Source organism: Paenibacillus sp. JL3B1040 (assembly GCF_057063165.1).
In genome coordinates this window covers 304,995-329,399 of the sequence record NZ_CM169317.1, presented here as the reverse complement: position 1 = coordinate 329,399, position 24,405 = coordinate 304,995, and the positions used below count along the sequence as shown (strand labels likewise).

General features: G+C 51.2%; 20 protein-coding genes and 2 pseudogenes. 6 read left to right on the top strand and 16 right to left on the bottom strand.

The window, feature by feature from the left end:
• Nucleotides 1–4 precede the first annotated feature (4 nt).
• Nucleotides 5–1,189 carry an iron-containing alcohol dehydrogenase gene (locus tag ACZF99_RS01510; protein WP_483608438.1) on the bottom strand — a complete coding sequence of 395 codons (1,185 nt, stop codon included), beginning with the start codon at nucleotides 1,187–1,189 and terminating at the stop codon, nucleotides 5–7.
• 331 nt (nucleotides 1,190–1,520) lie between these two features.
• On the opposite strand from ACZF99_RS01510, the gene ACZF99_RS01505 reads away from it, so the two are divergent.
• The 3 genes from ACZF99_RS01505 to ACZF99_RS01495 all read left to right on the top strand — a co-directional run bounded on the left by ACZF99_RS01505 (nucleotide 1,521) and on the right by ACZF99_RS01495 (nucleotide 3,593).
• Complete coding sequence (locus ACZF99_RS01505) at nucleotides 1,521–2,285, top strand: IclR family transcriptional regulator (protein WP_483608436.1); 765 nt, start codon at nucleotides 1,521–1,523, stop codon at nucleotides 2,283–2,285.
• 360 nt (nucleotides 2,286–2,645) lie between these two features.
• Nucleotides 2,646–3,176, top strand: coding sequence for a hypothetical protein (locus ACZF99_RS01500; RefSeq protein ID WP_483608434.1), 531 nt, complete (start codon nucleotides 2,646–2,648; stop codon nucleotides 3,174–3,176).
• Between the two features lie 12 nt (nucleotides 3,177–3,188).
• Nucleotides 3,189–3,593, top strand: a complete 405-nt coding sequence (locus ACZF99_RS01495; protein WP_483608433.1) for a hypothetical protein — start codon at nucleotides 3,189–3,191, stop codon at nucleotides 3,591–3,593.
• Between the two features lie 79 nt (nucleotides 3,594–3,672).
• Here the strand turns inward: ACZF99_RS01495 and ACZF99_RS01490 are convergent, their stop codons facing one another.
• The 6 genes from ACZF99_RS01490 to ACZF99_RS01465 form a co-directional block, all read right to left on the bottom strand.
• Complete coding sequence (locus ACZF99_RS01490; protein WP_483608431.1) at nucleotides 3,673–4,431, bottom strand: ABC transporter ATP-binding protein; 759 nt, start codon at nucleotides 4,429–4,431, stop codon at nucleotides 3,673–3,675.
• A 4-nt stretch (nucleotides 4,432–4,435) separates the two neighbouring features.
• Nucleotides 4,436–6,754: an ABC transporter permease gene (locus tag ACZF99_RS01485; protein ID WP_483608429.1), complete on the bottom strand. Its 2,319-nt coding sequence runs from the start codon at nucleotides 6,752–6,754 to the stop codon at nucleotides 4,436–4,438.
• 38 nt (nucleotides 6,755–6,792) lie between these two features.
• Nucleotides 6,793–7,449: a TetR/AcrR family transcriptional regulator gene (locus ACZF99_RS01480; RefSeq protein ID WP_483608427.1), complete on the bottom strand. Its 657-nt coding sequence runs from the start codon at nucleotides 7,447–7,449 to the stop codon at nucleotides 6,793–6,795.
• Nucleotides 7,450–7,580: 131 nt separating this feature from the next.
• On the bottom strand, nucleotides 7,581–9,848 hold the full coding sequence (locus tag ACZF99_RS01475) for a GH92 family glycosyl hydrolase (protein WP_483608425.1): 2,268 nt from the start codon (nucleotides 9,846–9,848) through the stop codon (nucleotides 7,581–7,583).
• Nucleotides 9,849–9,959: 111 nt separating this feature from the next.
• The gene (locus tag ACZF99_RS01470; RefSeq protein WP_483608423.1) at nucleotides 9,960–10,754 is read right to left on the bottom strand and encodes a response regulator transcription factor; all 795 of its coding nucleotides are present in this window, start codon (nucleotides 10,752–10,754) and stop codon (nucleotides 9,960–9,962) included.
• Nucleotides 10,726–12,369, bottom strand: coding sequence for a histidine kinase (locus ACZF99_RS01465; RefSeq protein ID WP_483608421.1), 1,644 nt, complete (start codon nucleotides 12,367–12,369; stop codon nucleotides 10,726–10,728). The genes ACZF99_RS01470 and ACZF99_RS01465 overlap by 29 nt, the downstream gene beginning before the upstream one ends.
• A 188-nt stretch (nucleotides 12,370–12,557) precedes the next feature.
• Between ACZF99_RS01465 and ACZF99_RS01460 the strand changes: the two genes are divergently transcribed.
• Nucleotides 12,558–14,363: a flavocytochrome c gene (locus ACZF99_RS01460; protein ID WP_483608419.1), complete on the top strand. Its 1,806-nt coding sequence runs from the start codon at nucleotides 12,558–12,560 to the stop codon at nucleotides 14,361–14,363.
• 165 nt (nucleotides 14,364–14,528) lie between these two features.
• On the opposite strand, the pseudogene ACZF99_RS01455 reads toward ACZF99_RS01460, so the two are convergent.
• The 3 genes and pseudogenes from ACZF99_RS01455 to ACZF99_RS01445 all read right to left on the bottom strand — a co-directional run.
• A pseudogene (locus tag ACZF99_RS01455) lies at nucleotides 14,529–14,816 on the bottom strand (transposase); the annotation flags it as partial.
• Between the two features lie 39 nt (nucleotides 14,817–14,855).
• Complete coding sequence (locus ACZF99_RS01450) at nucleotides 14,856–15,671, bottom strand: nucleotidyltransferase domain-containing protein (protein ID WP_483608417.1); 816 nt, start codon at nucleotides 15,669–15,671, stop codon at nucleotides 14,856–14,858.
• A gap of 60 nt (nucleotides 15,672–15,731) precedes the next feature.
• Entirely contained in the window at nucleotides 15,732–16,847 is a 1,116-nt protein-coding gene (locus tag ACZF99_RS01445) for a slipin family protein (protein WP_483608415.1), read from the bottom strand.
• Nucleotides 16,848–17,424: 577 nt separating this feature from the next.
• On the opposite strand from ACZF99_RS01445, the gene ACZF99_RS01440 reads away from it, so the two are divergent.
• The gene (locus ACZF99_RS01440) at nucleotides 17,425–18,735 is read left to right on the top strand and encodes a helix-turn-helix transcriptional regulator (protein ID WP_483608413.1); all 1,311 of its coding nucleotides are present in this window, start codon (nucleotides 17,425–17,427) and stop codon (nucleotides 18,733–18,735) included.
• Nucleotides 18,722–19,552 (top strand): WYL domain-containing protein, encoded by an 831-nt coding sequence (locus tag ACZF99_RS01435; protein ID WP_483608411.1) that lies wholly within the window; start codon nucleotides 18,722–18,724, stop codon nucleotides 19,550–19,552. Before ACZF99_RS01440 ends, ACZF99_RS01435 begins: the two co-directional genes overlap by 14 nt.
• Nucleotides 19,553–19,669: 117 nt before the next feature.
• Here the strand turns inward: ACZF99_RS01435 and ACZF99_RS01430 are convergent, their stop codons facing one another.
• The 6 genes and pseudogenes from ACZF99_RS01430 to ACZF99_RS01405 all read right to left on the bottom strand — a co-directional run bounded on the left by ACZF99_RS01430 (nucleotide 19,670) and on the right by ACZF99_RS01405 (nucleotide 24,315).
• Nucleotides 19,670–20,458 carry a sensor domain-containing protein gene (locus tag ACZF99_RS01430; protein ID WP_483608409.1) on the bottom strand — a complete coding sequence of 263 codons (789 nt, stop codon included), beginning with the start codon at nucleotides 20,456–20,458 and terminating at the stop codon, nucleotides 19,670–19,672.
• A gap of 132 nt (nucleotides 20,459–20,590) precedes the next feature.
• Nucleotides 20,591–21,334 (bottom strand): lysostaphin resistance A-like protein, encoded by a 744-nt coding sequence (locus ACZF99_RS01425; protein WP_483608407.1) that lies wholly within the window; start codon nucleotides 21,332–21,334, stop codon nucleotides 20,591–20,593.
• Between the two features lie 2 nt (nucleotides 21,335–21,336).
• Nucleotides 21,337–21,918: a TetR/AcrR family transcriptional regulator gene (locus ACZF99_RS01420; protein WP_483608405.1), complete on the bottom strand. Its 582-nt coding sequence runs from the start codon at nucleotides 21,916–21,918 to the stop codon at nucleotides 21,337–21,339.
• Nucleotides 21,919–22,121: 203 nt separating this feature from the next.
• Nucleotides 22,122–23,501: a YecA family protein gene (locus tag ACZF99_RS01415; protein WP_483608403.1), complete on the bottom strand. Its 1,380-nt coding sequence runs from the start codon at nucleotides 23,499–23,501 to the stop codon at nucleotides 22,122–22,124.
• A gap of 116 nt (nucleotides 23,502–23,617) precedes the next feature.
• Nucleotides 23,618–23,713 (bottom strand): annotated as a pseudogene (locus ACZF99_RS01410) (helix-turn-helix domain-containing protein); the annotation flags it as partial.
• A gap of 23 nt (nucleotides 23,714–23,736) precedes the next feature.
• A complete protein-coding gene (locus ACZF99_RS01405; RefSeq protein ID WP_483608401.1) occupies nucleotides 23,737–24,315 on the bottom strand; it encodes a TetR/AcrR family transcriptional regulator in 579 nt (192 codons plus the stop codon).
• Nucleotides 24,316–24,405: the final 90 nt, after the last annotated feature.

Below are 24,405 nucleotides of genomic sequence, written 5' to 3'. Positions count from 1 at the left end.
CTTGTTATTGAGCCGTTTCGGCACTTGCCCCGGCCTCATACGCTTTCATATAAATAGCGATCAAGTCTTCCTTCGTAACCGGTTTGGGATTGGCTCCCGTACAAGCATCCTTCAACGCCTGTTCGGCCAGCTTCTCTACATCTTCCACGCGGAACAGCGATTCGCGAAGGGGTGGAATGTTCACCGCTTTGGAAATACGACGAACTTCATCAATAGCCATCATGGCCGCTTCTTCCACGGTTGCCGCAGCCGATGTATCCCGGCCTAATGCCCGGGCAATATCCGCAAATTTATGGGGACAGGCATCCATATTAAATTCCATTACATAGGGGAGCAGCATCGCATTGGCAACGCCGTGCGGGAGATCGTACTCTCCGCCCAATTGGTGAGCCATACTATGGACAATGCCCAGTCCCGCATTGGAGTAGCACAGACCGGCGATAAAGGAACCCCAGCCCATACCGGAACGGGCTTCGATATCCGAACCCTGCTCGACCGCTTGCTCCAGATATTTGGCAATCAATTCAATCGATTTATAAGCAATGGCATCCGTCAGTTCAAAAGCGCCCTTCGCGGTATATCCCTCAATCGCATGGGTAAGGGCGTCCAAACCGGTGGCTGCGGTCAACCCCTTCGGTTTCTTCATCATTAACTCCGGATCGTTGACGGCGATGACCGGCAGCGCGTTGGGATCAACCATAATCATTTTCAATTTACGGGCTTCATCCGTGATCACATAATTGATGGTAACTTCCGCCGCCGTACCGGCCGTGGTGCTAATCGCTACAATCGGAACCGACTTATTCCGGGATTTCCCTACGCCTTCGTAATCGGCAATATGGCCGCCGTTCGTCGCCAGAATACCGATTCCCGAACCGGTATCCTGCGGGGAACCGCCGCCAACCGTAATGATAAAGTCGCATCCTTCCTTCTGAAAAACGGCTAAACCGTCATGAACGTTGGTCGTGGTGGGATTCGGCTTCACTTCATCAAAGATGCTGTAAATAATGCCTTCTTGATCCAGCACATCGGTAATTTGCTTGACGACACCATTCTCATTTAAGACCTTATCTGTTACGAGCAGGGCTCTTTTTAAGTTGAGTTTGGTGATTTCCTCCCCGACGAACTTGAGGCTTCCGGGACCGACCAGATTAATAGCCGGCCAGTAAAATTTTCTTGGCGTTAACATGCACATCTCTCCTCGTTGGCTCAATTATAAAGCATATGTGAATATAATCACATACTGTTGATCCCGATGGCTCGGTTTTCACCTCCACCTCCTCCTGGTGTTTTTGCCGACATCTTTTTTTGTTTTACATTATAAAACTATGTTTTACTATTTAGTTTTGTTGGTTTGATTATAGCACAGTGCCTTTATTGGGAAAACGGATACATTTTGTCGATTCCGTTACAAAGCACGTCATACTGGGAGATGGAATGCGGAATTCACTTTTTCATAACCCGAAATGTTTTGATATAATATGTAATAGTTTTACACTATAAAACAAGAGGTGCTTCATTTGCCAATCATTCAATCGGTAGAACGAGCTCTAATGATTTTGGATTTATTTGATGAACATACAACCGAACTGAAAATCACCGAAATTAGCGAGCGCATGGAACTGCATAAAAGTACGGTTCATTCTTTGCTAAAAACCCTGCAAGAATATGCCTACATCGATCAAAATCAAGAGAACGGAAAATATAGATTGGGCTTAAAGCTGGCGGAACGAGGAAATTTAGTCATTAGCAATATCGATATCCGGAAAGCGGCACATCAATATCTGGTTGATTTGGCGGCGAAAACGGGGCAAACGGTACACTTGGGGATCTTGGATGGCCGAGAGGGGGTTTATATTGATAAAGTGGATGGGGAACAATCCATTATCCGATATTCTCGAATTGGTCGAAGACTTCCCCTCCACTCTACCGCCATCGGCAAAGTGCTGTTGGCTTATCAAGAACCGCATGAAATGACACGCCTATTGCAGGGTTATCCTTACCAGCAGCAAACCGCCAACACGATCACGAATGAAGCCGTGTTGCGCAAGGAGATCGAGAGGATCCGGCAGCAAGGTTACGCCATAGATCATCAAGAAAATGAGCAAGGGGTTCAATGTGCGGCGGTGCCTATATTTAAAGGCAAGGGTAAGGTGCTTGCGGCAATCAGTATTTCCACCTTAATTTCGCGCGTTAGTGACGAGGAACTGGCGATATTTATTGAGATTCTCAAAGCTTCCTGTCAGGAACTTTCCGAACTCATGAAATATGATTTTGAATCCTGAAGGGGCGGAAACCGCCCCTTTTCTGATGCATAATCGGAAAATAAGCATACCTGTCAGCATTACATCCTGAAAATCCCCGTTTCGGCCCATAGCGTCGCTCCTAAGCGTTAGAAGTCCTGTCCTCCACATATTGGACGATAAATCCCCACTCCACTCATCGACTTGTTTTTTTCTCGCCCATATCCGGCTATGACGCGGTATTTCCAGCACATCGTGATTCATCGGAGAATAAATTGGTGAAAATGTAGATAAAATAGAACAATAAATAGAACAAAAAAATGATCAAAAATTCAATCATAATTTTGACAAAACGGATTGAATTCACTAAAATAGAAAGTGAGCTGATCAACGTTGTCGAGTTTGAATAACCATGGAGATCATAGAAAATTTAAACCTAAAAGCCAATTATCTAAAGAAAAGTTGAATGTGGAGCAAAAGAATATTGATAAAGTAAATCGGATGCCAGAAAAAAATTCAAAGCATACGGATGATCATTTACTAGAGACAAATAACTATACTTATACTAATACTAATAGTGGGATCCGTGTTAGAAAGGAAACTTTTAAAATGATGACTAAAACGTTTGAACCAAAGGAATTAGTGCCGTTCAGCCAATTGAGGACGCTCAATCAGAAAGAACTGCTACACTCCTTGGAAGAAAACGACAAGCTCGGCATCGTAATTAAAGACCAGCTCAAAGTCGCAATGATCGACATGAACAAATACCAAATGATGGTGGAAGCCCTGCACGAGTACGAACGGCTGCTGGATTGGATTGAAGAACGCGAAGAGTACGAAAGAATCCAACATCGTTTGGAAAGCGATCGCGTGGTGGAATACAAACAAGGCATGAATCTTTTGGAAATGGCGGGCATTCATCCGAGGAGATGACTGTAGCAGAGTATGAGTAAAACGACCACAATCGTGTTGGAGCAAGAAGTCGTGACAAAAGATATTCCCGATCTCGCTAAAGAATTTAGTGAAGACCCGGATGGTTTACAGGAATGCATAACCCTCATCCAAAAGGAGTTGGAACGCATTCGTCTACATCCCGAACAACAAGGCAAAGGTTGTGTATATGAACCGCTAAAGTCGGCCGGGTATCGCAAAGTAAAGCTATTTTCCAGCAAGGCTTTGCGAAGCGAGAAGGGAAGTAAACCGGATCTTCGCCTGATCTACAAGTACGATCAAAGTACCGATACCGTACGCGTAGAATCGGTGGGCTTCCGTGTAAAAGAAACACCCCGCCCGGCTCATGATCCTTACAGCAAGGCGAAATCACGTGTGTTAGAACGGCAATCTTCTTGATTAAACGAAAAAGCAATGCTCGTGCCTTCAGGCATAAGCACTGCTTTTTTTCGTACGGTAAACTCCTCTTAACGCCCCGTCAGATTCCGATTCCCCGCATTTTCGCCGCGACTTCTTCCATCCTGCGATCCAGATCCGTCCCGTCAAACTTCGGAAGCTTCAGCTCGCTGACGAGGGTTCCGTCGCGCATAAACAGGATGCGCTCCGCCCGCGCCGCAACCTTGGGGTCGTGAGTTACCAGCATCACCGCCGTCCCCTCCGCATGGATCTCGGAGAATAAGTCCATGATCTGCTCCGCGGATTGCGAGTTGAGCGCCCCCGTTGGCTCGTCGCCGAAAATCACCGCCGGGCTGTTCATCAGCGCGCGGCATATTCCCGCACGTTGAAGCTGCCCTCCCGAAACCTGCGTAATGTCGCGCTTTTCCAGCTCCGAAATGCCGACCCTTTTCATCAGCGCTCTTGCTTTCTCCGTCACTTGGGCGGCGTTTTTTCGGTTGCCCCGCATCGACGGAAGGATGATGTTGTCGAGGAGATTCAGATTTTTCAGCATCGTCGGCTGCTGGAACACGAACCCCATTTGGGTTCGGCGCAGATCCGAAAGCTCCCGCTCCCCGAGTTCCGATACATCCCTGCCGTCAAACGTGACTTTCCCGCTATCCACGCCGTCCGTGCCGCTTAGCGCAAACATCAGCGTGGATTTTCCCGAACCCGACGGCCCCATCACCGCAACGAATTCGCCCTCGTGAATGCAGGCGGACACTCCGTTAAGAACCTGACGCTTTTCATCGCCTTCGCCGTAAGATTTTACGAGATGATCACCGATAACCCTCTTCTTCATATCCCTACTCCTTTATATGTTCGGAAATTTTGACTTGTCCCGCGCCCGAAGTGCCGATCATCGTTGCGAGAAGCACCGAGCCGATCATCAACAGCGGAATTAGCAGATACGCCGAAAGCGGATCGATCGTAAAATGAAACGCCGACGCGCCAAAGGAGGAGATTGCCACGCCCGCCAGCTTCTCTCCAAGCGTGTTGGCCAGAAGCGCACCGAGCCCCATGCCGACAATCAGCACGAACACCGATCGCGAAACATACTGCGCCCGAATATCCGAGTTTGTGTAACCGAACGCTTTCATGACGGCAATGGAGGTTCTGTCTTTGGCGACAAGCATTTTCATGAACAGCAGGGTCACCAATACCATGATTACCAGCGCGACGGCAATGGCGGAGGTGGAAGCCGTTCTGACGGAGCTTAGGGTCGAGCCGTAGGTCTGCGCCATATACTCCTCAATGTCCGAAACCTTGGCATCCGTAAATTGGTTCGCGTATTCCGAAACCTTGCCGGCGATCAGAGACGGATCCGAAAGCTCCGCCGAGATCACGTACCACATGATGTCCGCCGAATCGTCGGTAAACGCGGCCTTTGCGGTTTTGCCTCCGTTGGTAATGTCGGAGTAAATGCCGCTTACCGTGAGATTTTTGTCCTGCCCCTCAACCACCAGGGTAAGGTGATCGCCGACCTTCTTGCCCAACTCATCGGCGTTGATGGCCGAAAGCGCAATTTCGTCTTCTGCGGCCGGGGCTCTGCCCTTGGCGTATTTTAAAGGGAAGATGGAATGGTCGCCGAGCTCAATTTTCAACCTTTCCTCCGAGCCGTTCTCCATTCTGACCGAGAACGTTTTGGTTGTAAGCACGACATACTTGGAAATGGCGTTGTCGCCGCTCATCGTTGTTGCGATTTCAGCGGCTTTGGCGGAAATTCGGTCGGTCTGCTGAAGATCGATGCGCATATCGCTGTTGCCGATCCCCATATATTGAATGAAGTCCTTGGAGGATATCGTGTGATGCAGGTTTTGCGGAACTATCATGATAAATGCCGAAATCACCAGCACCGCAAGCATGGTGGCGTAAAGCTTTTTCCTGGCGAGAACATCTTTGACGCCGAGAAAAATATTCGTGTGAAGCAGCCGGTTTCCGCTCAGGTTCAAACGCTTGGCGCCCGAGGTTGGTTCCTGCAAAGTACCGAAACGGATCGCTTCGGCGGCGGAAAGCTTCCGAAAGCGCCCCAGTACTCTATTGACATAGGCCATGATGGCAAGGAATACAAGCAGAATGCCGAGGGTTCCCAAAGCTGCGGCAACCGAAGCATGACCGCTTTCCCCCATATAAAGCCGTATATTTTCGAGAAGCAGGTCTTTGAAAGCGAAGGAGAGCGCATATCCGAGAATACAGCCTGCCGCCGCTATAGCCGCGTACTGGGCAAGATAAAGCTTCTTGATGTCGGCAACGCGCAGCCCTATCGCCTTCATTACGCCGATTTCGCGGGTGTCGTCTTCGATTTTCGCCAGGAGCGTGAAGCGGATGCACAGCAAAGCGATCCCAACGACAAGCACGCCGACAAGCAGGATGACCCCGATCATCATCCCGTCGGAAATGGCGTTAAGCATCTTGAACAGCGGATAAGTCACCGTTGGTCCGTTCGCTTCAAGGCCCGCGGAGGCATAGGCGGTTTCGAAGGCGCCGAGCGCCGATACATCTTTTAATCTGAACTCAATCAGATACTCCGTGCTTCCCAGGCTTTGCAGTTCCGCGTAATCCTTGGCGCTTACCAGAAATCTCTTGGAGGAGGACAGCGCGGAATTCATCTGCGAATCGCGGAGAAATCCCGCAACGGTCAATTCCTTTCCGCTTATGACGGCCTTGTCGCCGACCTTTGTGGTGTTGTCCCTCATATAACTGATTGGAACATAAAGCTCGCCGTCGGATACGCGGATGACATTTCCGTCAAGATCAAGAAGATAGTCGAATTTTTCGCTCTGAACGCTGAATCCATTATCCTGAACATTATCCGCAAGCGAGCGATCGCCTAATCGAATCCGCGCACCGTCCATATTGAGAAATTCCAGCACCTGGAATTCATCGACATTGCCGTTGTGCTCCGCAAATTCCATTAGCCGGGCCTGATCGATATCCCCCGTATGCATCTGCATAAAATGCGGCGTTTCCGCCCGCTTCATCAACGTATCGATCGCGCCCGAAAGATGGACGACGAGCAGCACCGCGAGAGAAACCAGCATCGCTGCGGCAGCCACAAAGAGCAAGGTTGTCAATGTGATCAGTTTGTTTCTGGATAGGTCCTTGCGGATGATTCTATAATACATTGGTCACCTCCGTATTCGAGTTTTCCAACCGGTTTCGGTTATTCATGGCCTTTCCCATCGCCTTCATCTCCTCCGCCAAACATCCGCATGACGTCCATAAGACTGCCGCTTTCGGCGCCGAGCAGCCTTTCAACATTGCATACAAAAGCCATCATTCGCGAAGCGCGCTCCTCGTTCGTCATCGGCATATCGTCATCAAATACAGTATTCGCATAAATCACTACCATCTCCATGCATTCATACGGGAACGGCGTGCTGAACAGCCCTTGCCGGATGCCCTCGCGGATGATCTCCGTCAGGATCGGCGTCAGGCCGTTAACGATACTCCTTTGGATTTTCTGATGCATCAGCGCGTTCTGCGGCTTGTGAATATGCTCCATGATTTCCTTGCTGCTTCTGTCGCCGCTGATGTTCAGGGCCATGACGGTGCGAATTACGCGCTCGATCACCGGGATGCTTCGATCCGCGGCAACTTCTTGCGCCGCGCCTAAAATCCGGATATTATAGCGCTCAATCAGCGCGTCCATAATATCCTCCTTCGACTTGAAGTGATAATACAGCGTTCCCCGTGCAATCCCCACCCTCTCGAGAATATCGTTTGTACTTGTGCCGTCAAAGCCCTTCCGGCCGAAAAGCTCGTCCGCCGCGTCAAGGATTTCGTTTCTTCGTTCCTCCGCGTCTTTGACAACTCGCATTGCTGGGCCTCCTTTTCAATCGACCGACTGTCTGTCGGTAAAATCATAACATATGATTGGGGGATGTCAAGAAAAAATCCGCAACCCCGTGAGGCTGCGGATTAAGCATACAGAAACGGATGGAGTGGGTCCTAATGCGAAGTCATCGAAGGCGGGGCCTTCTCCGGAGAGCTCCCCCATGCTTTGTTCGGCCTTGGCCCCATCTCCAGCACAAGCCGTCCTCCGCTCATCAATTCCTGATGGGTGAACCAAGGCCGCAGATGCGGCTGCCCGTTCAAGACGGCGGATTGGATATACTTGTTCGCCTTTGAGACGTTACGCGCTTCAATGACAAACGATCGGCCTTCGCCGACACGGAGGGTCGTCTTCTCGAAAATCGGGCTGCCGATATCATAGACGGGCCGCCCCGGGCAGACCGGATAGAAGCCCATGGCGCTGAATACGTACCAGGACGACAACGAACCGATATCATCGTCTCCGCACAAGCCAGCCGGTCCGGCATTATACATCAGGTATTGAATATCGCGTACGCGCCGCTGCGTTTTCCAAGGAGCTCCGGCATAATTGTATAGGTATGGGATATGAAAGCTGGGTTCATTGCCATGGGCATACATCCCGATCAGTCCCGACATATCGGGGAATTGCCCAAGAAACCACGGCTTCTCCATCGTGTACTGCTCCGTAAACAATGCGTCGAGCTTTTGAACGAAAGCCTCTCTCCCGCCCATCAGCCGGATTAATCCCTCCACGTCGTGCTGCACATGGAAGGTGTAGATCCAGCTGTTCACTTCGGCAAAATAACCCTCCCCGGCAAATCCGCCGGACAGCTTCGGATCAAACGGCTCGACCCATTCCCCTTCCGCCGTCTTGGGAGCCATCAGCCCGAGGTCAGGGCGAAACAGATGGCGATAGTTGCCCGCGCGTTGAAGGAAACGCTCCGCTTCCGCTTCCCGCCCCAGCTTACGGGCCACTTGGGCGATGCACCAATCGTCATATGCTCTCTCCAGCGTAACGGACACCGATTGCCGGCGATGCCAAGGATCCACCTCAGGCACCCATTCGTCAACGCCAACTTCGGGGACCCAGGTAATCTGATGGGGCATCTTCTCCATGACGAGATCCCAGAGCTTGTTTCTCCACGCGTCCGGGTCCGCTACCTTCGCGTCTTCCCTTACGGGGAGTGCCGGAAACCAGCCCTGTTCATGATACACCCGGTCCAATTCCGTAGCCGGCACGGTCCGCCAGGGGATTAGAGACATTTCCGTCGCATCCTTGAGCATGCCTTCATAGGCTTTCTCTACATGGATATTGTCCAGCCCCTTCGCACAGGCATCGGCGATGAGCGCAGCGGCATGATGGCCGATCATCACCGCATGATCTCCCCCCGGATGGGGGAATTTCGGAAGCAACCCGCCTTGTTCGTACATTCTGACCAACGAATACACCATATCTTCAAACACGCGCGGTTCGATAATGCTTTGCAAAGGGCGGGCGCAGCGATACGTATCCCAAAGCTGGTCGTGGGTATAAAAATCCCGTCCCTCCGCCTTGTGAACACGTCCGTCGAAGCCGCTGTAATACTGGCCATCTTCCGTAATATTCCGCATCCGTTGCAGCGTACGGTACATCGCCGTATAGAAAATCGTCCGTTCTTCCTCCGTCCCGCCTTCCACCTCGATCGCGGAAAGCGCGCGATTCCAAGCGTCGCGAGCCCGGGAGACGGCCGCATCGAAGTTCCAGTCCGGCAGCTCTTGCTGTCGGTTCTTACGGGCTTGCTCCAGACTGATGTAGGAGATGCCTACCTTGAACTCTATCGTCGCTTCCCTCTCCCGCGGCTCGCAGGTCAAGTACATTTTGCGGCTGTTTTCGATGGGGCCAAATGACGACGCTGCCTCTCTCATTTCCAAGCTAAAATAACCAATATGTCCTTTAGAGGCGCGCTCTCCTTCGATCATGCGGCCGTCGTTCCGGTGAAATTGCGTCGTATCGCCGCCATCGACGATGACATGGACCGGCCCGGCGGAATGAAACCGAAAATAAGCGCTGCGCTGAGCCGCCGTCATCTCCGCATCGATGTCGTGATCCTCCAGGAAGACGCGATACTTATAGGGCTGGGTCTCCTCCGAATCATGATCGAAGGTGGAGGCATGCGCTTCCGGCCGATCGGACAAAGGGCCGCCGGAAACCGTCACTGAGGCCGGGCCGAAGGAAAATCCGAAGTTTTTGTCCGCCAAATACTTGTCTCCGATGCCCGGCGTAGTGACCGGATCGATCTCCATCATCCCATGAGGAAGCTGCACGGTTGGAGACGTGGACCACGTTTTGTAAGACAACGTCCCGATATGGGTATTGACGTACGATGCCCAATCCCGATCAGCGCAAGCGGTTGTTCTCTTCAAATTGATCCCTCCCTAAGTGATTAAAAAATATAAATCATATATGATATATTCATTATGACTTATAATATGCTAGTTGTATATGTTTCTCCAAGCACATTGCACCGCCACTTCCTACTCCGGTGAGTCCCCAGTGTGGTACTTCTTATACTCGAGTGGACAAATCCCCACTTTGCTTTTGAAAATTCGGCTAAAATAGTACTGATTCTTGTACCCTACCTTGACGGCCAAATCCCCGATCTTCATGTTTGAATGGACATCCGTCAAGATTTCCTTCGCTTTCGCGATCCTTAGCTCCGTAACGTAATCCTGAAAGGATTTGCCGATCTCCTGTTTCATCCGCTTGCTAAGATAAGTCGGATTCATGTGGAACAAGGAAGCGAGCCGGCCAATGGACAATTCGGGATCCTGATAGTGATCCTCAATGAACTCCGTAACTTTACTCACGAGCTTCGTTCCGGCTCCCGTAAAGTCGGACGGCTTCCGCTCCTGCGTTACTTTGGCGGCGGTCCATTCGTCAGGGTGCTTTACCTGCAAATGCTCGTCCAAGCGGGAAAGAAGCTTGTTCAGATCGCTCTTCGGCACCGGCTTTAACACATAATCGAACGCTTGCAGCTGGACGGCCTGACGGGCATAATCAAAGTTGTCATAGCCGCTGATGATGACGACCGTGACCGAGGGGTACCGCTCTTTCATCAGACCGATCATGTCCAATCCATTCATATTGGGCATCCCGATGTCGACAAGGCAAACATGCGGCGGAGCTTCCGCGAGCAGCTTCAGCGCTTCATCGGCACTTTTGGCTTCTCCGACGACTTCAAACGGATAAGGGCTCTCCTCGATAAATTGGCCTAGACCCCGGCGAATGATCTTCTCGTCATCAACGATGATGATTTTCCACATCTTCATTCCACTCCCCTTCCAACGGAACTTTGACAATCATCTTCGTAACCCCTTTTTCGCTGCAGACCGTAAGTCCGTAAGCTTCGCCAAACGCCAGGCGGATCCGATGATTGACGCTATACAGCCCGAAGCCTGTCGCGGAACTGTCGTACTTGTCCTCTTGCAGCGCCCGGTTGATCCGATCCAGCTTCTCCGCCGGAATCAGGGCTCCATTATTCACGACATGAATAACGATATACGGTGCCTCATGATAGGCCAGGATCGATATCGTGTATTTTTGATCTCCCAAAGGCTTGATTCCATGATAAATCGCATTCTCCACCAGCGGTTGAAGCATAAAACGGATCACCTTGCACCGCAGCAGCTCCGCGTCATAGCGCAGCTCGTAATCCAGAATCTCTTCATAGCGCACGCATTGAATATGAAGATAGCTCTCAATATGATGAAATTCCTGCTCCAGTGGAATATAGGGGCTTCCGGAACTTAGACCGAGCCGAAAATAAGTGCTTAACGCCTCAACCATTTCCACGACATTGTCCGCACCGTAATCCCGAGCCATCCACTGAATCGTGTCCAGCGTATTGTACAAAAAATGCGGCTTGATCCGCTCATAAACAAGCTTGAGCTCCATCTCCTTCCTCTCCTGCTCCGCACGATACAACTGAACAAGCATTTCGTTAAGGCTCCGTCCCAGATCGCCGATTTCATCCTTGCGCGACTCCTCGGCGCGAATACTCTGATCGCCTTCCTGTACACGTTTCATCACCAGGCCCAAGGAGCGTATCGGCCGGATGATGGATGAGGTAAGCAAGGTAAGCAAAACGATAAATACGCCGCCGACCAGAACGCCTACAAGCAATGCCGTTCGCTGGGTCTTCATGACCGCCAGCGACAGCTGCGAGTCGGGCACCTCAAGCACCAGCTTCCAGCCCTGCACACTTTGAATCGGAGCTTCAAACAAGCTGAGCTTTTCCTTTGCGGAAGTTTGCATCGTTTGTGCGCCATCCGCGCTCCCCTTCGACGGAACCCGGGAATCGACAATGAGCTGTCCGGATCGGTCGTACAGGGCAATATCCTGCGCAATCTCCTTCACTTTCTCAATGGAAACGGCGGCAGCAATATAGACGACCTCCTTGTTTACCGATGGATTGACCTTATATAAAATGACAACAATCTCTGCGCCGTTTGCTTTGGAAATAATCGGATCGCTCACCACATAATCGGCATTGGCTTCGAGCATGCTCCGGTAATACGGCCTGGCAAGGATCGAAAAGGGGCGGTCCTGGAGCGACCACGAACGGGCCTGGTCGTCAACAACGCGAATGGACTCGTATTCCTCCTCTTTTTTGGCTTCAAACTTGCGAATTTCCCGAAGCAGTTCTTCCCGCGTCCATTCATGGTCGGAAGCCAGGGAAGCGAGCATGTCGATCTCGCCGATGCGCTGGTTGAACCAATAATTAATCTGATCGCTCCGTGCATTGACGACCTGCTGGGTTAAGCTTTTATTCAAAGGAACGACGGTATGATTCATCTCCATGTAAATCGCGACGAGCAGCGCCATAAACAATAATATAAAGCAGCCGCCCGCATAGAGCGCCGACTTGCTTTGGATGGAATTCATCGGCGGTCAAGGCCTCCCCAAAACTTTTTTTTGCATAACGTCCGAATAAGATAAAAAAAGACCGGAATGTGCAAATACATCACGTCCCGACGACTCTATAATATTCATTGTGCATATTTTCACATGAATGCCCATTCATGTCCAGGCCTTTTATGGGCTGATGCATTCTGAATCTTTTGAAGGAGGTAATGGAAGGGACGATGCGTACTTACACCAAACAGCTGGTATCGATTCTGTTGGTTGTCGGCCTCATGCTCATGCTGGCAGCTTGCGCAGAGAAAGATGCGGTCACCTCCGATGCTGGCGGAACGAGGGTCGTGGAGGGGATCGGTCAAGGAAAACACGGGGATATCAAGGTCGAGGTTACTTTCGCGGACAACCAAATCACGGATATCAAAGTGGTTGAGCAGAAGGAAAATGAAGTGCTCGCCGAACCTGTATATACACAGCTTAAGGAGGTTGTGATAGCGGCGAACAGCGCCGAAGTCGATGCGATTAGCGGCTCGACCGTAACCAGCAATGGCTATCTTGAGGCGATTCAGGACGCGATCACGAAGTCCGGCCTTACGCTGGCTGCTGCCGGGGCGGCTTCAAGCACGGGACAAAACCAGGAAGAGGCTGAGCAAACCTACGATGTTGTCGTGATCGGCGCGGGCGGCGCCGGATTCAGTGCGGCGATTGAGGCCAAGCAGGCGGGAGCGAGCGTTGTTCTTTTGGAGAAAATGCCGACTGTCGGGGGCAACACCTTGATCTCCGGCGGGGAGATGAACGCCCCCGATAACTGGGTTCAGCGCGCGCTTGGCATTGATGACGATACCGCGGACTTGTTCTATGAAGACACGTTGAAGGGCGGGGACCATCTTGGCTCGCCCGAAATGGTGCGCATCCTGGCCGATAACGCGCTCGCTTCCGCGGAGTGGCTGCGTGACGAGATCAAAGTTGAATTCCTGCCGGATAACCTGTTCCAATTCGGCGGACACTCCAGGAAGCGCGCTTTGATTCCGGTCGGTCATACGGGCGCCGAATTGATCACCAAGCTGAAAGCCAAGACCGACGCGGACAAAATCACGATCAAGACCAACATGAAGGCCGAATCGCTGCTGACGAATGACCAAGGGAAAGTTACAGGGGTTACTGCAACCTCCGGATCCGGCGACAAAATTACCTTCCATGCGAACAAAGGCGTCGTGCTTGCCACCGGCGGGTTTGGTTCCAACGTGGAGATGCGCAAGAAGTACAATCCGGAATTGGATGAAAAATATATGTCCACGGATACGCCGGGCTCAACCGGAGACGGGATCGTCATGGCGGAAGCCATAGGCGCCAAGTTGACCAACATGCAGAATATTCAAACCTACCCCATCTGCAATCCGGAAACGGGCGTAATCTCCCTTGTCGCCGATTCCCGCTTCGACGGCGCTATTCTGATCAACCAGGAAGGGAAACGTTTCGTTGAAGAGCTGGAGCGCCGCGACGTCATTTCCAAGGCCATTTTGGCCCAAACCGGCGGCTATACCTATCAATTCTGGAATCAGGAAATCGCCGATATCAGCAAAACCCATGAAGTCCATAAGGACGAATACGATCAATTGATCAAGCAAGGCTTGCTCTACAAGGCTGACACGGTTGAAGACGCGGCCAACTTCTTCAAGATTGATGTTGCCGAGCTGAAAGCGACAATGAAGAAAGTCAACGAATTCGCCAAAACAGGGAATGACCTTGATTTCCATCATCGGGCAGGGCTGAAATCGCTTGAGAACGGCCCTTACTACATTCAAAAAGCCGTTCCGTCCGTTCACCATACGATGGGTGGACTGGTGATCGACGAGAAAACGCACGTACTCAATGACAAAGGTGCCATCATTCCCGGTCTGTACGCGGCCGGCGAGGTTACGGGAGTCATTCACGGCTCCAACCGCTTGGGCGGAAACGCCATTGCCGATATCTTTACTTTCGGACGCATCGCGGGCCAACAAGTGGTGGCCGAGAATTAACGCAAGTTAAGAGAGAACCAGGGGGCTTCCCCGAAAGAGATTTGTGCGAAAGAGCTGAACACAGCAAGCCGTGTTCAGCTCCAGATTGTCGAGAAACCCCATGTCTTTGAGGCGTTGGGTTTCTTTTTTTCATTCACAGTATGCTCAAAGACCCCAAAAAGGGGATTATCCCCTCTTCTCCAGGCGATCCGGGTGGATCGCTATCTTCTTCATGTTCTGCACGGCGGCTGTCATCAAAGCTTGTTCCGTGACGTTAGCCCATCCGCGCAAACGGCAATAGCGAAACCCATGGAGCTCTTTGGCGTCCGCGAAGCTTCGCTCAATCGTTTCTTTTCGTTTGCGGTATAACGGTTTTCCGTCACGGCTCAGCCGGTTGTTTCGTACCCATTCTTTGCTGTCTTCCCAGATGTGTCGGGTCAGCACTTTCCGGTGGTTACGCGAATGGGTGCACTGTAAGGAGAGAACGGTCGGGTTCAAAGGAGCCGTTCCGCTTTAGGGAAGAACAGAGTCATCGTTTTTATCGCCTTTTCCCCATACCTCCCTTAGAACGGAACGGAACAAATCATCAAGCTGCCGGCCTTGGGCCCCTTCGGCCGTTTTCATCCCTGCCGCAATCTGCTCATAATACTTAATTCTTTGATCTAAAAAATCATTTATCGGATTGATCCTAGGTTCATAGTCCATTTCCTCGCCGGCTCTTTTTCGAACCAACAACCCCTCGACGACTTCTCTTAGCCCGGTTCCCTTCGGGACAAGTTGATCGACAAGCTGATCGAACGCGATAGGCGGCATTGTGTTATGCTTCTCGATCCACTCGCATGCCAAGACAGGGCGAAGAACATAGAAGTATTTCTTGATCTTGACTTGCTCTCCCAGCAGGTACTCCCGATAGTTTCCCTTGGCCATGTGCAAATAGTGATGTATACAAGTCTTAGGTGAAAAAGTGAATGCAGAGAATCGGCGAATCTGTTCAGCAATCCCATGCTCCTCCCTGTAGACGATCGGAGATTCCAGCCATTCCAGCAGCGGCGGATTCGACTTGCGGAACAAATTCAAGGCTTTCCTCAAGTCCCAGCCATTGATGTCAAGCATGTCGCTGATCGGACGTTCGATCACATCCCGCTTTTCAAAGATGGATAAATACCAATCCACCGGTCTGACATAGATAAACCGGACGTCGTAGTCGCTGTCCTTAGACGGGAAGCCCCATGCGCGGCTGCCCGATTCGCAAGCATACAGGATCCGTACGTTCTCTTCCTTTTCGATTCTCCTTAATTCCTTTAATACTTGTTGCCTAACATCCGTCATGACATTTTCCCCCTCCCTGAAATCGCCTGTGGTCAACGCCCACAGGCGATTCGATATTCCTTATTTACTTGCCGCCTTCTTCTCGCCAATGAGTGAGGTTAACCGTTCCAACAGGTCCCCGCCGCCCGTTAAAGAGATGGAACCGATCTTCTCGCAGATCTTCTCGAGGAATTCCAGCTCCTTCAGACGGAACAACGTCTGGTTCTCATCCATCAGCTTGGCGGTGTTCAGCAAACTCCGGGTCGAGGCCGTTTCCTCCCGGCGGGTGATGAGATTTGCCTGCGCTTTCTTCTCCGCCAGCAGGACGGTGTTCAGGATCTCTTTCATTTCGCCCGGCAAAATCACATCCTTAACTCCCGCACTCAGGAACTGCACCCCGAACTCTTCCCCCTTCTCGCGTAAACGGGACAGAACGAATGAGGCAACATCCTCTTTCCGTTTCAAAAGATCGTCCAATTTAAGTGTTCCGACATATTCCCGAAGCATCAGTTGGAGCTGGATGTGAATCTGCTCGTCGAACGATTTCATTTCCAAGCTTCGCAAAGGATTGACGATTTTGTATTGGCAGACGAAGTTCAAGCGCAGCGTGACCTTGTCTTCCGTCATAATTTCTTGGCCGATGAGATCCACTTGCTGCTGTCTGCGGTCAACCGTCTTGACCATCACCGACACGGGCCCCTTCCAGAAGGAGTACTTCCCGGGAGCCAGCTCCCTTTGCAACACCTGATCGAAGAACAAAAATCCGGACTCGTAGCTGGCGATTTCGTAAGTTTGCACATAAGCGGACAGTTTCGGCAGGATCGAACGGTCGATCTCCGCAGGCAGCTCCGGGTTACGGATATCCGTGTGCAAAAACGTATGTGTTTTCAGAATGTTCCAGTAGGCATAGGTGCCCGGCATCAGCAGTTGCACGAATTGACCGTCCTCGTAATGCAGCACGTACTCATGGTCCAGTACCCGTACGAGATCGAGCTCCCGCACCAGGTTCTCATCTTGAAGAAACAGCTGCAGCTCTTTCCCCTCCACGACGAACGGTTTCGCGATATTCAACACGACGACGGTGCTTGGCGACCAAGCTGCGAACCGATAGGTCCCCGGATTGAGCTTTCTCACATAACTTCCTTTATGGAAAAGCAAACCGCGCTGGTCCGCTTGAATCGTTACTTGCTTCAACATTTTCGTTGCCTCCTTAGTATTCGACCTTTGGATGAAGAATCCCACTGCAGGTTTGGCGGAATCTCGTTTAAGATAAGCGGTCTTCCCGTAATTTTTGCCGGACATTGGATTCAGAAAGGCGGCCCCGATTCCGCCGACCTTCTTCCTCTTCCATCCGACAAAAGCTCCCGGAGTTCCGCTCCTCGGTATCCACGGATTGCATGGCCTCGCTGCAGTGCGCTCAAACTAGCCGCCGGGATCCTTTCCATCGGTCTTTGATTTAAACTTTTCGCTCGATTAACCGTCGAGTGTTCTGCCAAGAATCGCGCCCTAGGCGATTGGGGAATCGAACCCCAAATAGCGGTATCTTCCGAGCCGATCGTACAGGATACCGGAACCTGACAGGCCCGGCACTGCGGGATGAAATGAGATCCTCGCCTCGTTACGATCGTTCGAGGAGTACCGGTACTATCATCGCTCATCGGAGTCGAAACGAACATGGCGAAAGTATTACGACCCGGTATAAAGTTTTCCATTTCACCCTCATCTTTCCCCTGCTACAATGAAAGAAGATGTCTCTTGGAACGGGGGGATTCCTTTGGCTAAAGAAAGCTTTGACAAAGAGATTCAATTTCTACGGATGCTGGTGCTGACCAGCGGCGCTTTCAACCGGCAGCAGTTCGCAGAGCGGCTTGGCATTTCCGTCCATACCTTCGATAAGACGATCCGGCGGCTCAAAGAGGTCGCAAGCTCTTTACACCCTCACCTGCCGCAGGCACAGAGCAAGGAATGGTCCGAAGCCCTACGCTATAATTACTATGAATCCGCCGATCCCCTGCTCCTATTTCTGTTTCGCGCCAAATCCGTCAAGGAGTCCGAAGGTCAAAGAATCTCGCTTCTGTTAGCTGCGATGAACGACCAAGCTTGGACGGCGATGGAGCTCTTGGATATGTGCTGCGGCCATCAATCTTCCGATCTTCCTATGCCCGACGAGAAGACCATCCGCTCGGATCTCAAGTACTTGGAGGAGGTCGGAGTCATTCGACGGGAACCGGGGCCTCGCCCCTATCGGTATCGCATCCACAACGACTTGATTCGATGCCTATCGGATGATGAACTCATCGATTTGTATGATTTTGTGGACGTGATGGCCAACACGCAGGTTCCTTCCGTCCAAGGCTACCTGCTCCGGGATGGAATCAAAAAACATCTGCTGCGCCGTCCATTGGAGCCGCATGCGGTGGAACCCTTTTTATATAAATATCACTATTACTCGCGGATTTTGGACGAGGCTCATCTGTTCACGCTGCTTCACGCGATACGTCATCGCCGGAAAGTCCGGTTTCTGTACTTCTCGCCAAAGTCCGAAAAGAGCTACTCCTCCAAAAACACCAATCCGCGGTTTGAACGGGATCCCGGGGGCAAAGCCCACAGGACGCTTCCGCTCAAAATGGTTTATGATCATCAATATGGAAGATGGTATCTGCTGTCCCACGGCCGGGAAGGGATTCGGAAATACCGGATGGAAGGAATCACGCAAATTGAAGAAGACGAATCCGTTGATGAGGGTTGGTTTGAGGAAAAGGAAACCGAGCTCGCCGAGAAAATACGATACAGCTGGCTGATCGATACCGGCCGGCCCGTCAGGGTGCGTGCGCGATTCTATAACCCGGAGGGGGCGGAACCGAACTTTGTGAAGGAGCGCGTCATGCTGCAGGGCCAGTGGGGTCAAATCGTGGCCGAAGAAGAGCACGCCTTTATTTACGAGATCACGGTAAACGGGACGACCGAAATCAAGCCATGGCTGCGAAGCTTCGGTTCCAGTTGCGAGGTTCTGGAGCCCGCTTCGCTTCGCCGGGAAATGATTGCCGAATGGAAGGAGATCCAGGCTTACTATGAATCTGTTTGAGAAAATATTCAATCACCAGATCATCTCCCGGTTGGAAGATTCGGGTACGTTCACGGTCACCTCGCACGAACGGACATGGCTGAAGACGATGCTTCAACACCCCGCGGCATCCGATGCTTTCACGGAAGCTACCTTAAACCGGTTGCGCTCCGTCCTCGAGCCGGATCCGGTGATGGATATTTCCCCCCACTTGATCGAGAAAGCCCGTACGAGGGAAAAGCGGGTTTACCACCCGCTCCTGCGGCCATTGCGCCGCCTCATCATGAACCAATCCGGTATCCGGCTAACTTACGAGGTCAAGGGCGGACGTGTGCATAAAGATCAATCAGGTTTCCCTTACAAGCTGGAATACTCCATGGTCAAGCGGGAATGGTATTTGCTCTGGTATCACACCCGGCATCACGCCTTAATGAGCACCCGGCTGGAGAAGATCCGTTCGGCCGCGTCAGAACCTATGGAGCTAGCGACAGCGGAAGCCCTCCTGAAGATCATCGAAAGAACCATCGATACCCGTAAAACCGAAGTCGTTATAGAAATTATTCGTGAGTATAACGAAGAGTTGTCCCGCATTCTGTACGCCTTCTCCAGCTTCGAAAAGAAGGTGGAGTACGACCCGGCGGCCGACACCTACCGGGTCAAAGTATCCCTGCCTGGAGATGAGCAGGAATATTTGCTCTCGAAGATTCGTTTTCTTGGAAAACGGGTCCGGGTGATCGAGGGGGACTATTTGAAACGAAGAATGCTTGAAGCCTCGACGAAGGCTTTGGAGCGGTACGGGGTTGTTGAGGCAGCCGATGAAGAAGAGTTATCTTCGTAAATTCGGTCATATTGCAGCGTGCAATCGAAAAATGAGTTCTGTCAGAGCGACAGAACTCATTGGAGTTATGCGATTTTACCGATCTGCTGATTCTTATGCCAGCTTCTAAAGCGCTCTTTAAGCGAGCCACAACTTCTCCTGCGCAGGCTGTTCGCCCGGGTACTCCTCATATTGCGGCGGGACGGGCGCATGGAATTGGGCCGGAGCCGGGACCGGCTCCGGTGTCGGCTGCAGGTAGGCCTCGTCCACATACATGATTCGGCGCTGAACCTGCATGAGTCCATTGACGACGCGAAGCGCGACCCAGAACAGGAACAGACCAACGCCAACGTATAACAGATACTGCTGATTATAGGTCCAGTCGATATGAAAGTAAGTAAACAGGGTATTTTCCAAAATATCCAGCTTCAATTCATTCATCAGAATGATATGCACGACAGGAAGCGCCATAAATCCAAGCCCTAACGCAAGGGCCGTGACCATCACCGCGAAGAAAACGATGCCGGTGACACATCGAAGGACGACGAGCATCAGATTTCGGAAGAAGAGTTCCCCGTCAAATCCCTTCACCATGCGCTTGAACCAATTCTGGCCGTCCTCTGCTTGAGCAGGGTTCGGAACCGTAGCGGGCGGAACCGGCAACCCCAAAATATGCCGAATCAGACTTTGCTCGAAACTGACAATCCCATTCACTAGCTTGGCCATTCCAAAAAACAGCGGGATCCCGATAAATACCGGAGTCAACACAATGGATAGGGCAAGCCCCGTGATCGCTAGCACCAAATAGATGATCCCCAACGGGAGAGATAACAATAAATAGAGAATCGTTGCGTAGGTTTTGGGATTAAACAGCACCCAATTCACCTTCCCCGCTCTCGCCACATTCGTCGTTTCTGCTGCCTTCACTTCAAACACTCCTTTAACTTCATCAGTCACGCGCTAAGTTCATAACCCCATTATAACTACCGTATTGGCGGGATATAACCGTCTTAGGTGGTGTTTGAATGCTAGACTTAAGGCTAGGGTGGGATGTTCCGTTCAGGCCGCTGCCGTTCCGCGTTTCCATAACCCAACCGTGAAGATCAACAAAATCAATACCTGGACCGAAACCAGGACCAATGCCGTTTGATCGAAGACCATCTCCGTGCTGAAGGAGAGGAAATTATGGACCGCATGCCATACGATGCCGATCCAAAGGCTGCGGGTGATACTGACGATGAGTGCCAGCATAAGTCCGGCCAGAAAAGCAAACGCGATTTGCAGCAGCACCTCGCTAGGGTTCGTTCCGCTCAAGGCGTTGGCGGCATGCAGCACGCCAAAGATGATGGACGAGCCAATCACGGCCTGTTTCCGGCTTCTTCGCAATAGGAAGGAGAAGCCCAGCCCTCGAAAATAAAGCTCTTCGTTAAAGCCAACCACCACGGTGAACAGAGCCAGTACGGCGTATTCAGCTCTCGGACGGGTAAACGCATCGGAACCATAGACTACGAGCGGAATGATCTCTAGAAGCAGCAACGGAACGCCTAGCCAAATGGAGCGTACGCTGCCGGAGGCAGGGCGGCGAAAGCCGACCGCTTCGGCCGAAATCCGCGAACGCCGCAGCAACCACAGGCCCACCAATAGGGATAAGATCACAGCCCCCGACATGACGAGATAAGCCGGGACTTCCGCCAATTCGGCGACTTGAGCCGCTGCGGAGCCGACAGCGGTGAGAAAAGTGCAAATCAGGGCCGCGATAACGGCGGCGATGTAAGGATGTTTGAGGATAAAATTCTCGGACATGGTTATAGCTCCTCGCCTTCTTTTTTGAATACAACCAGCAAGCCTGTAAATACGTTGACTAATACATCTCGTGCTTCCGCGTCGTCCATCGTGCTGCTATTCGTTGCGACCAAAGAGGCGATCCCGTGCGTCGTATACCAGATCCCGGCGAATAATTTGCGCGATAGATCGGGCGAAAGTCCGGTCATGCTCCCGATCATCGCGATCACCTGGTCGTCTTCTTCGGCGGAGCCGGCAATATCAGCCACCTTCTCCTGCTGCAGCCGGTTTGACATAAATAGAAGCTGGAAAAGCTTCTTCTCCGTCCGTGCAAACCGAATATAAGCAAGCCCCATCTCCAGGAAGCCGTTCTCGCCGCCCTGCATCGCCGCCAGCATCACCGAGTTGTATAGATGCTCGGCATAAGTATAGAGCGCTTCCCGCAATTCCTCCATCGAAGCAAAATGGCTAAAGATCGGCTGCGTGGAGGTGCCCAGCCTCTTCGCGACGTTTCGCGCATTGACGGCATCCATCCCCTCTTCACGGAGCAGCTCCAGCGCCGCCTCCAATATGATCTCCCGCGTGACCTTCGGTTTCGGGGGCATGAGAGTTCCCTCCTCACAATAAATAACATATGTTATATTACGTATGTTATTTTATAGTCGTAAACAAGTCAAGCGATTCTTCATGTAATTCGTCGTGTAAAAGACAAAGAATACTGTTGCGCCTAATCCATTAAATAACAATTAGGTGCAACAGTATTCTTTCTAAAAAATCAACGGAAGATCGTGCTTCTATATCAGATTCATCACACCACAAATGGACTCTCGGGCAATCCCAGCGCTATGCGCAGGAGGTTCAAATTCTGTATTTTCGGATTGATTCGGTATTGCTCATACTCTCTTCTTCTTACGAGCACTTCGGCGCTCTCCTCGGGGAATTTATCCTGTTCATCGTAAAACCATTGTATCCATTGGGGTAAACTGCCATATGCACTAACCTCTTGTTCGGTGAGGTTCTTATCTGTTATGATATTGTACCCTTTTGAAATGATCCCTTTAGGTACTTGATGAGACTCTCTTCGTTCATCAACCTTGTTCAGACCGATGGTTGGAGCCATCTTCGATTCCAACAGTTCGAGCATGGATTCGAGCTCCACTCCCCACCATCCAGAAGCCGTTACCTCTTGGCCTTCGATCACAATATTGCCCAGGTCAAGCGAAATTTCAATCTCATCCAAGCCAAGCCGTTCTCTACGATCCGCCGGGATTTTGTCGAATATACTGTCCAGCTTTTCTGCCCGGCTTATCACGATTATCCCTGCTTCGGGATCCGTCCCGGGCGACAGAATAAATTCATCCTCATTGTCCAATAACATATCCTCCAACAGCTCGGGATCCTCACAAGTATACTTATGCGTTACAAAAATTTGCTCCTTCGTATCCGGATCCTCTGGACTCTTGATGGGTATTTGAAGCTCGCTATTAAGCCTGTGGTTCATATTGATGATCTCCGGATAGTTGTCGGCTATTAGTTCAGCAGGTGACGGCCTCCGTCCGTAAGCCTGTATCATTTTCTCTTGCATTCGCCGGACCCAAGACATTACCTCCGCTTTAATATCCGGATGGCCCCACATCATGGCCCCGTGGATACACCAATCCTTAACGTACGGCTCAATCATTCCGACAGCTATAGACCAAGGAGGGAGTTTGTCCATCGTTTCGCAGTAAGGCATGCGATACCGTTCACCGGACCAGATGTCCTCGATAACTGTACCTTGCTCAAACAGGTCGACCATCTGAAAGCACGAAACTTTCATTGCTTTCCATTTTTCAAGCATCTCCCGGTCCTCCGGGCTATACTTCTTGCCCTTCTCTTCCAGAAACCATTCAATTCCGCGCAACCCGTTATCATACTTGTGAAAGAAGAATGACCACATGTTGCCGAATCCTTCTCTATAAGAACCTATTGATGAATCGAAAAGTTTATATTTCTGACGATCCCATGTCCACTCCCCGCCACTCTTCTGGGCCAGAAAAGTACTCATATCTTCGGTCAATTGAAATTTCCGCTCGAAAAACTGCCGCGACTTCACCTGTCCCGCCTGATCTTCCGATTGCTTCACCAAACAGCACTGCTTGTACTTTTTTCCACTTCCACAAGGGCAAGGGTCATTTCTTCCAGTCATGTTTCACTCTTCTCTCTTCCTCGTACTTTTTGCACAACTCCTGCCTGGTCATGCGGACGGTCTCTCCTGAAGCATGCAATATTTCCAAACTCTTGTCCAGATAAGCATAATTGCTTTCATTCCTTGTTGCTAGGAATATGCTCCAACAAATCTCCCGGCTGACAATTTAATGCGGAACAGATCTTATCAATGATCTCAAGTGAGACATATTTCCCCCACTGGTATCGATTAACTATTATCCCGTGACAGGGGCTAACCCCGCAGCAACGACCACCAGAACGTCTTTCACCATGTCTTCCGCTGATCCCTGGGGATCCCTGCTCCACTCCATGGCCGATCCAAAGATGCCCCAGCTCGCGATCAGGGCGGTCGTCTCCACCGTTTTGCGTGAAACGGAGGGCTCCGCTTGTTCGCTTAACCAGGCAAATAAGAGGTCATAGAGTTCCTTTTGCATCACGAGTTCAAACAAGGTCTCATACTGACGATCCGCCAAAGACAAATACGGACGCGTACAGTAGAGGAAATCGAAAACGATCAAAATCAGCGTCCGCAAGCTCCCGGTATCGGATAAAACCGCATTCGGCAGCTCATCCTCCAGCTTCTCCAGGAACTTCTCCCTCATCCAGCTTTCGAGAAATGTGAATTTATCTTCAAAATGCGCATAAAACGTCGAGCGATTGACCGTCGCGTATGCCGTAATATCTTGTATGGTAATCGAAGAGACGTTCTTCTTCTGCTCCAGCAATTCCATAAAAGCTTGCATCAAAAGCTGACGCGTTCTTTTCACACGGGGATCGTCGGGGTTGGTGAGCATGTTAAGCCTCTCCTCTCTCTCAGGATAGAAAACCAACAAATCAGGGCGTGTGTTGGATAACCCACAAAATCGCCGGTTTATTGGTTGTAG

Bases quoted from the DNA above. Each gene is read 5' to 3' on its own strand.
- ACZF99_RS01510 (WP_483608438.1), bottom strand. From the start codon at position 1,189: ATGTTAACGCCAAGAAAATTTTACTGGCCGGCTATTAATCTGGTCGGT.
- ACZF99_RS01495 (WP_483608433.1), top strand. From the start codon at position 3,189: ATGAGTAAAACGACCACAATCGTGTTGGAGCAAGAAGTCGTGACAAAA.
- ACZF99_RS01490 (WP_483608431.1), bottom strand. From the start codon at position 4,431: ATGAAGAAGAGGGTTATCGGTGATCATCTCGTAAAATCTTACGGCGAA.
- ACZF99_RS01485 (WP_483608429.1), bottom strand. From the start codon at position 6,754: ATGTATTATAGAATCATCCGCAAGGACCTATCCAGAAACAAACTGATC.
- ACZF99_RS01480 (WP_483608427.1), bottom strand. From the start codon at position 7,449: ATGCGAGTTGTCAAAGACGCGGAGGAACGAAGAAACGAAATCCTTGAC.
- ACZF99_RS01470 (WP_483608423.1), bottom strand. From the start codon at position 10,754: ATGAAGATGTGGAAAATCATCATCGTTGATGACGAGAAGATCATTCGC.
- ACZF99_RS01465 (WP_483608421.1), bottom strand. From the start codon at position 12,369: ATGAATTCCATCCAAAGCAAGTCGGCGCTCTATGCGGGCGGCTGCTTT.
- ACZF99_RS01460 (WP_483608419.1), top strand. From the start codon at position 12,558: ATGGAAGGGACGATGCGTACTTACACCAAACAGCTGGTATCGATTCTG.
- ACZF99_RS01450 (WP_483608417.1), bottom strand. From the start codon at position 15,671: ATGACGGATGTTAGGCAACAAGTATTAAAGGAATTAAGGAGAATCGAA.
- ACZF99_RS01445 (WP_483608415.1), bottom strand. From the start codon at position 16,847: ATGTTGAAGCAAGTAACGATTCAAGCGGACCAGCGCGGTTTGCTTTTC.
- ACZF99_RS01435 (WP_483608411.1), top strand. From the start codon at position 18,722: ATGAATCTGTTTGAGAAAATATTCAATCACCAGATCATCTCCCGGTTG.
- ACZF99_RS01425 (WP_483608407.1), bottom strand. From the start codon at position 21,334: ATGTCCGAGAATTTTATCCTCAAACATCCTTACATCGCCGCCGTTATC.
- ACZF99_RS01420 (WP_483608405.1), bottom strand. From the start codon at position 21,918: ATGCCCCCGAAACCGAAGGTCACGCGGGAGATCATATTGGAGGCGGCG.
- ACZF99_RS01415 (WP_483608403.1), bottom strand. From the start codon at position 23,501: ATGACTGGAAGAAATGACCCTTGCCCTTGTGGAAGTGGAAAAAAGTAC.
- ACZF99_RS01405 (WP_483608401.1), bottom strand. From the start codon at position 24,315: ATGCTCACCAACCCCGACGATCCCCGTGTGAAAAGAACGCGTCAGCTT.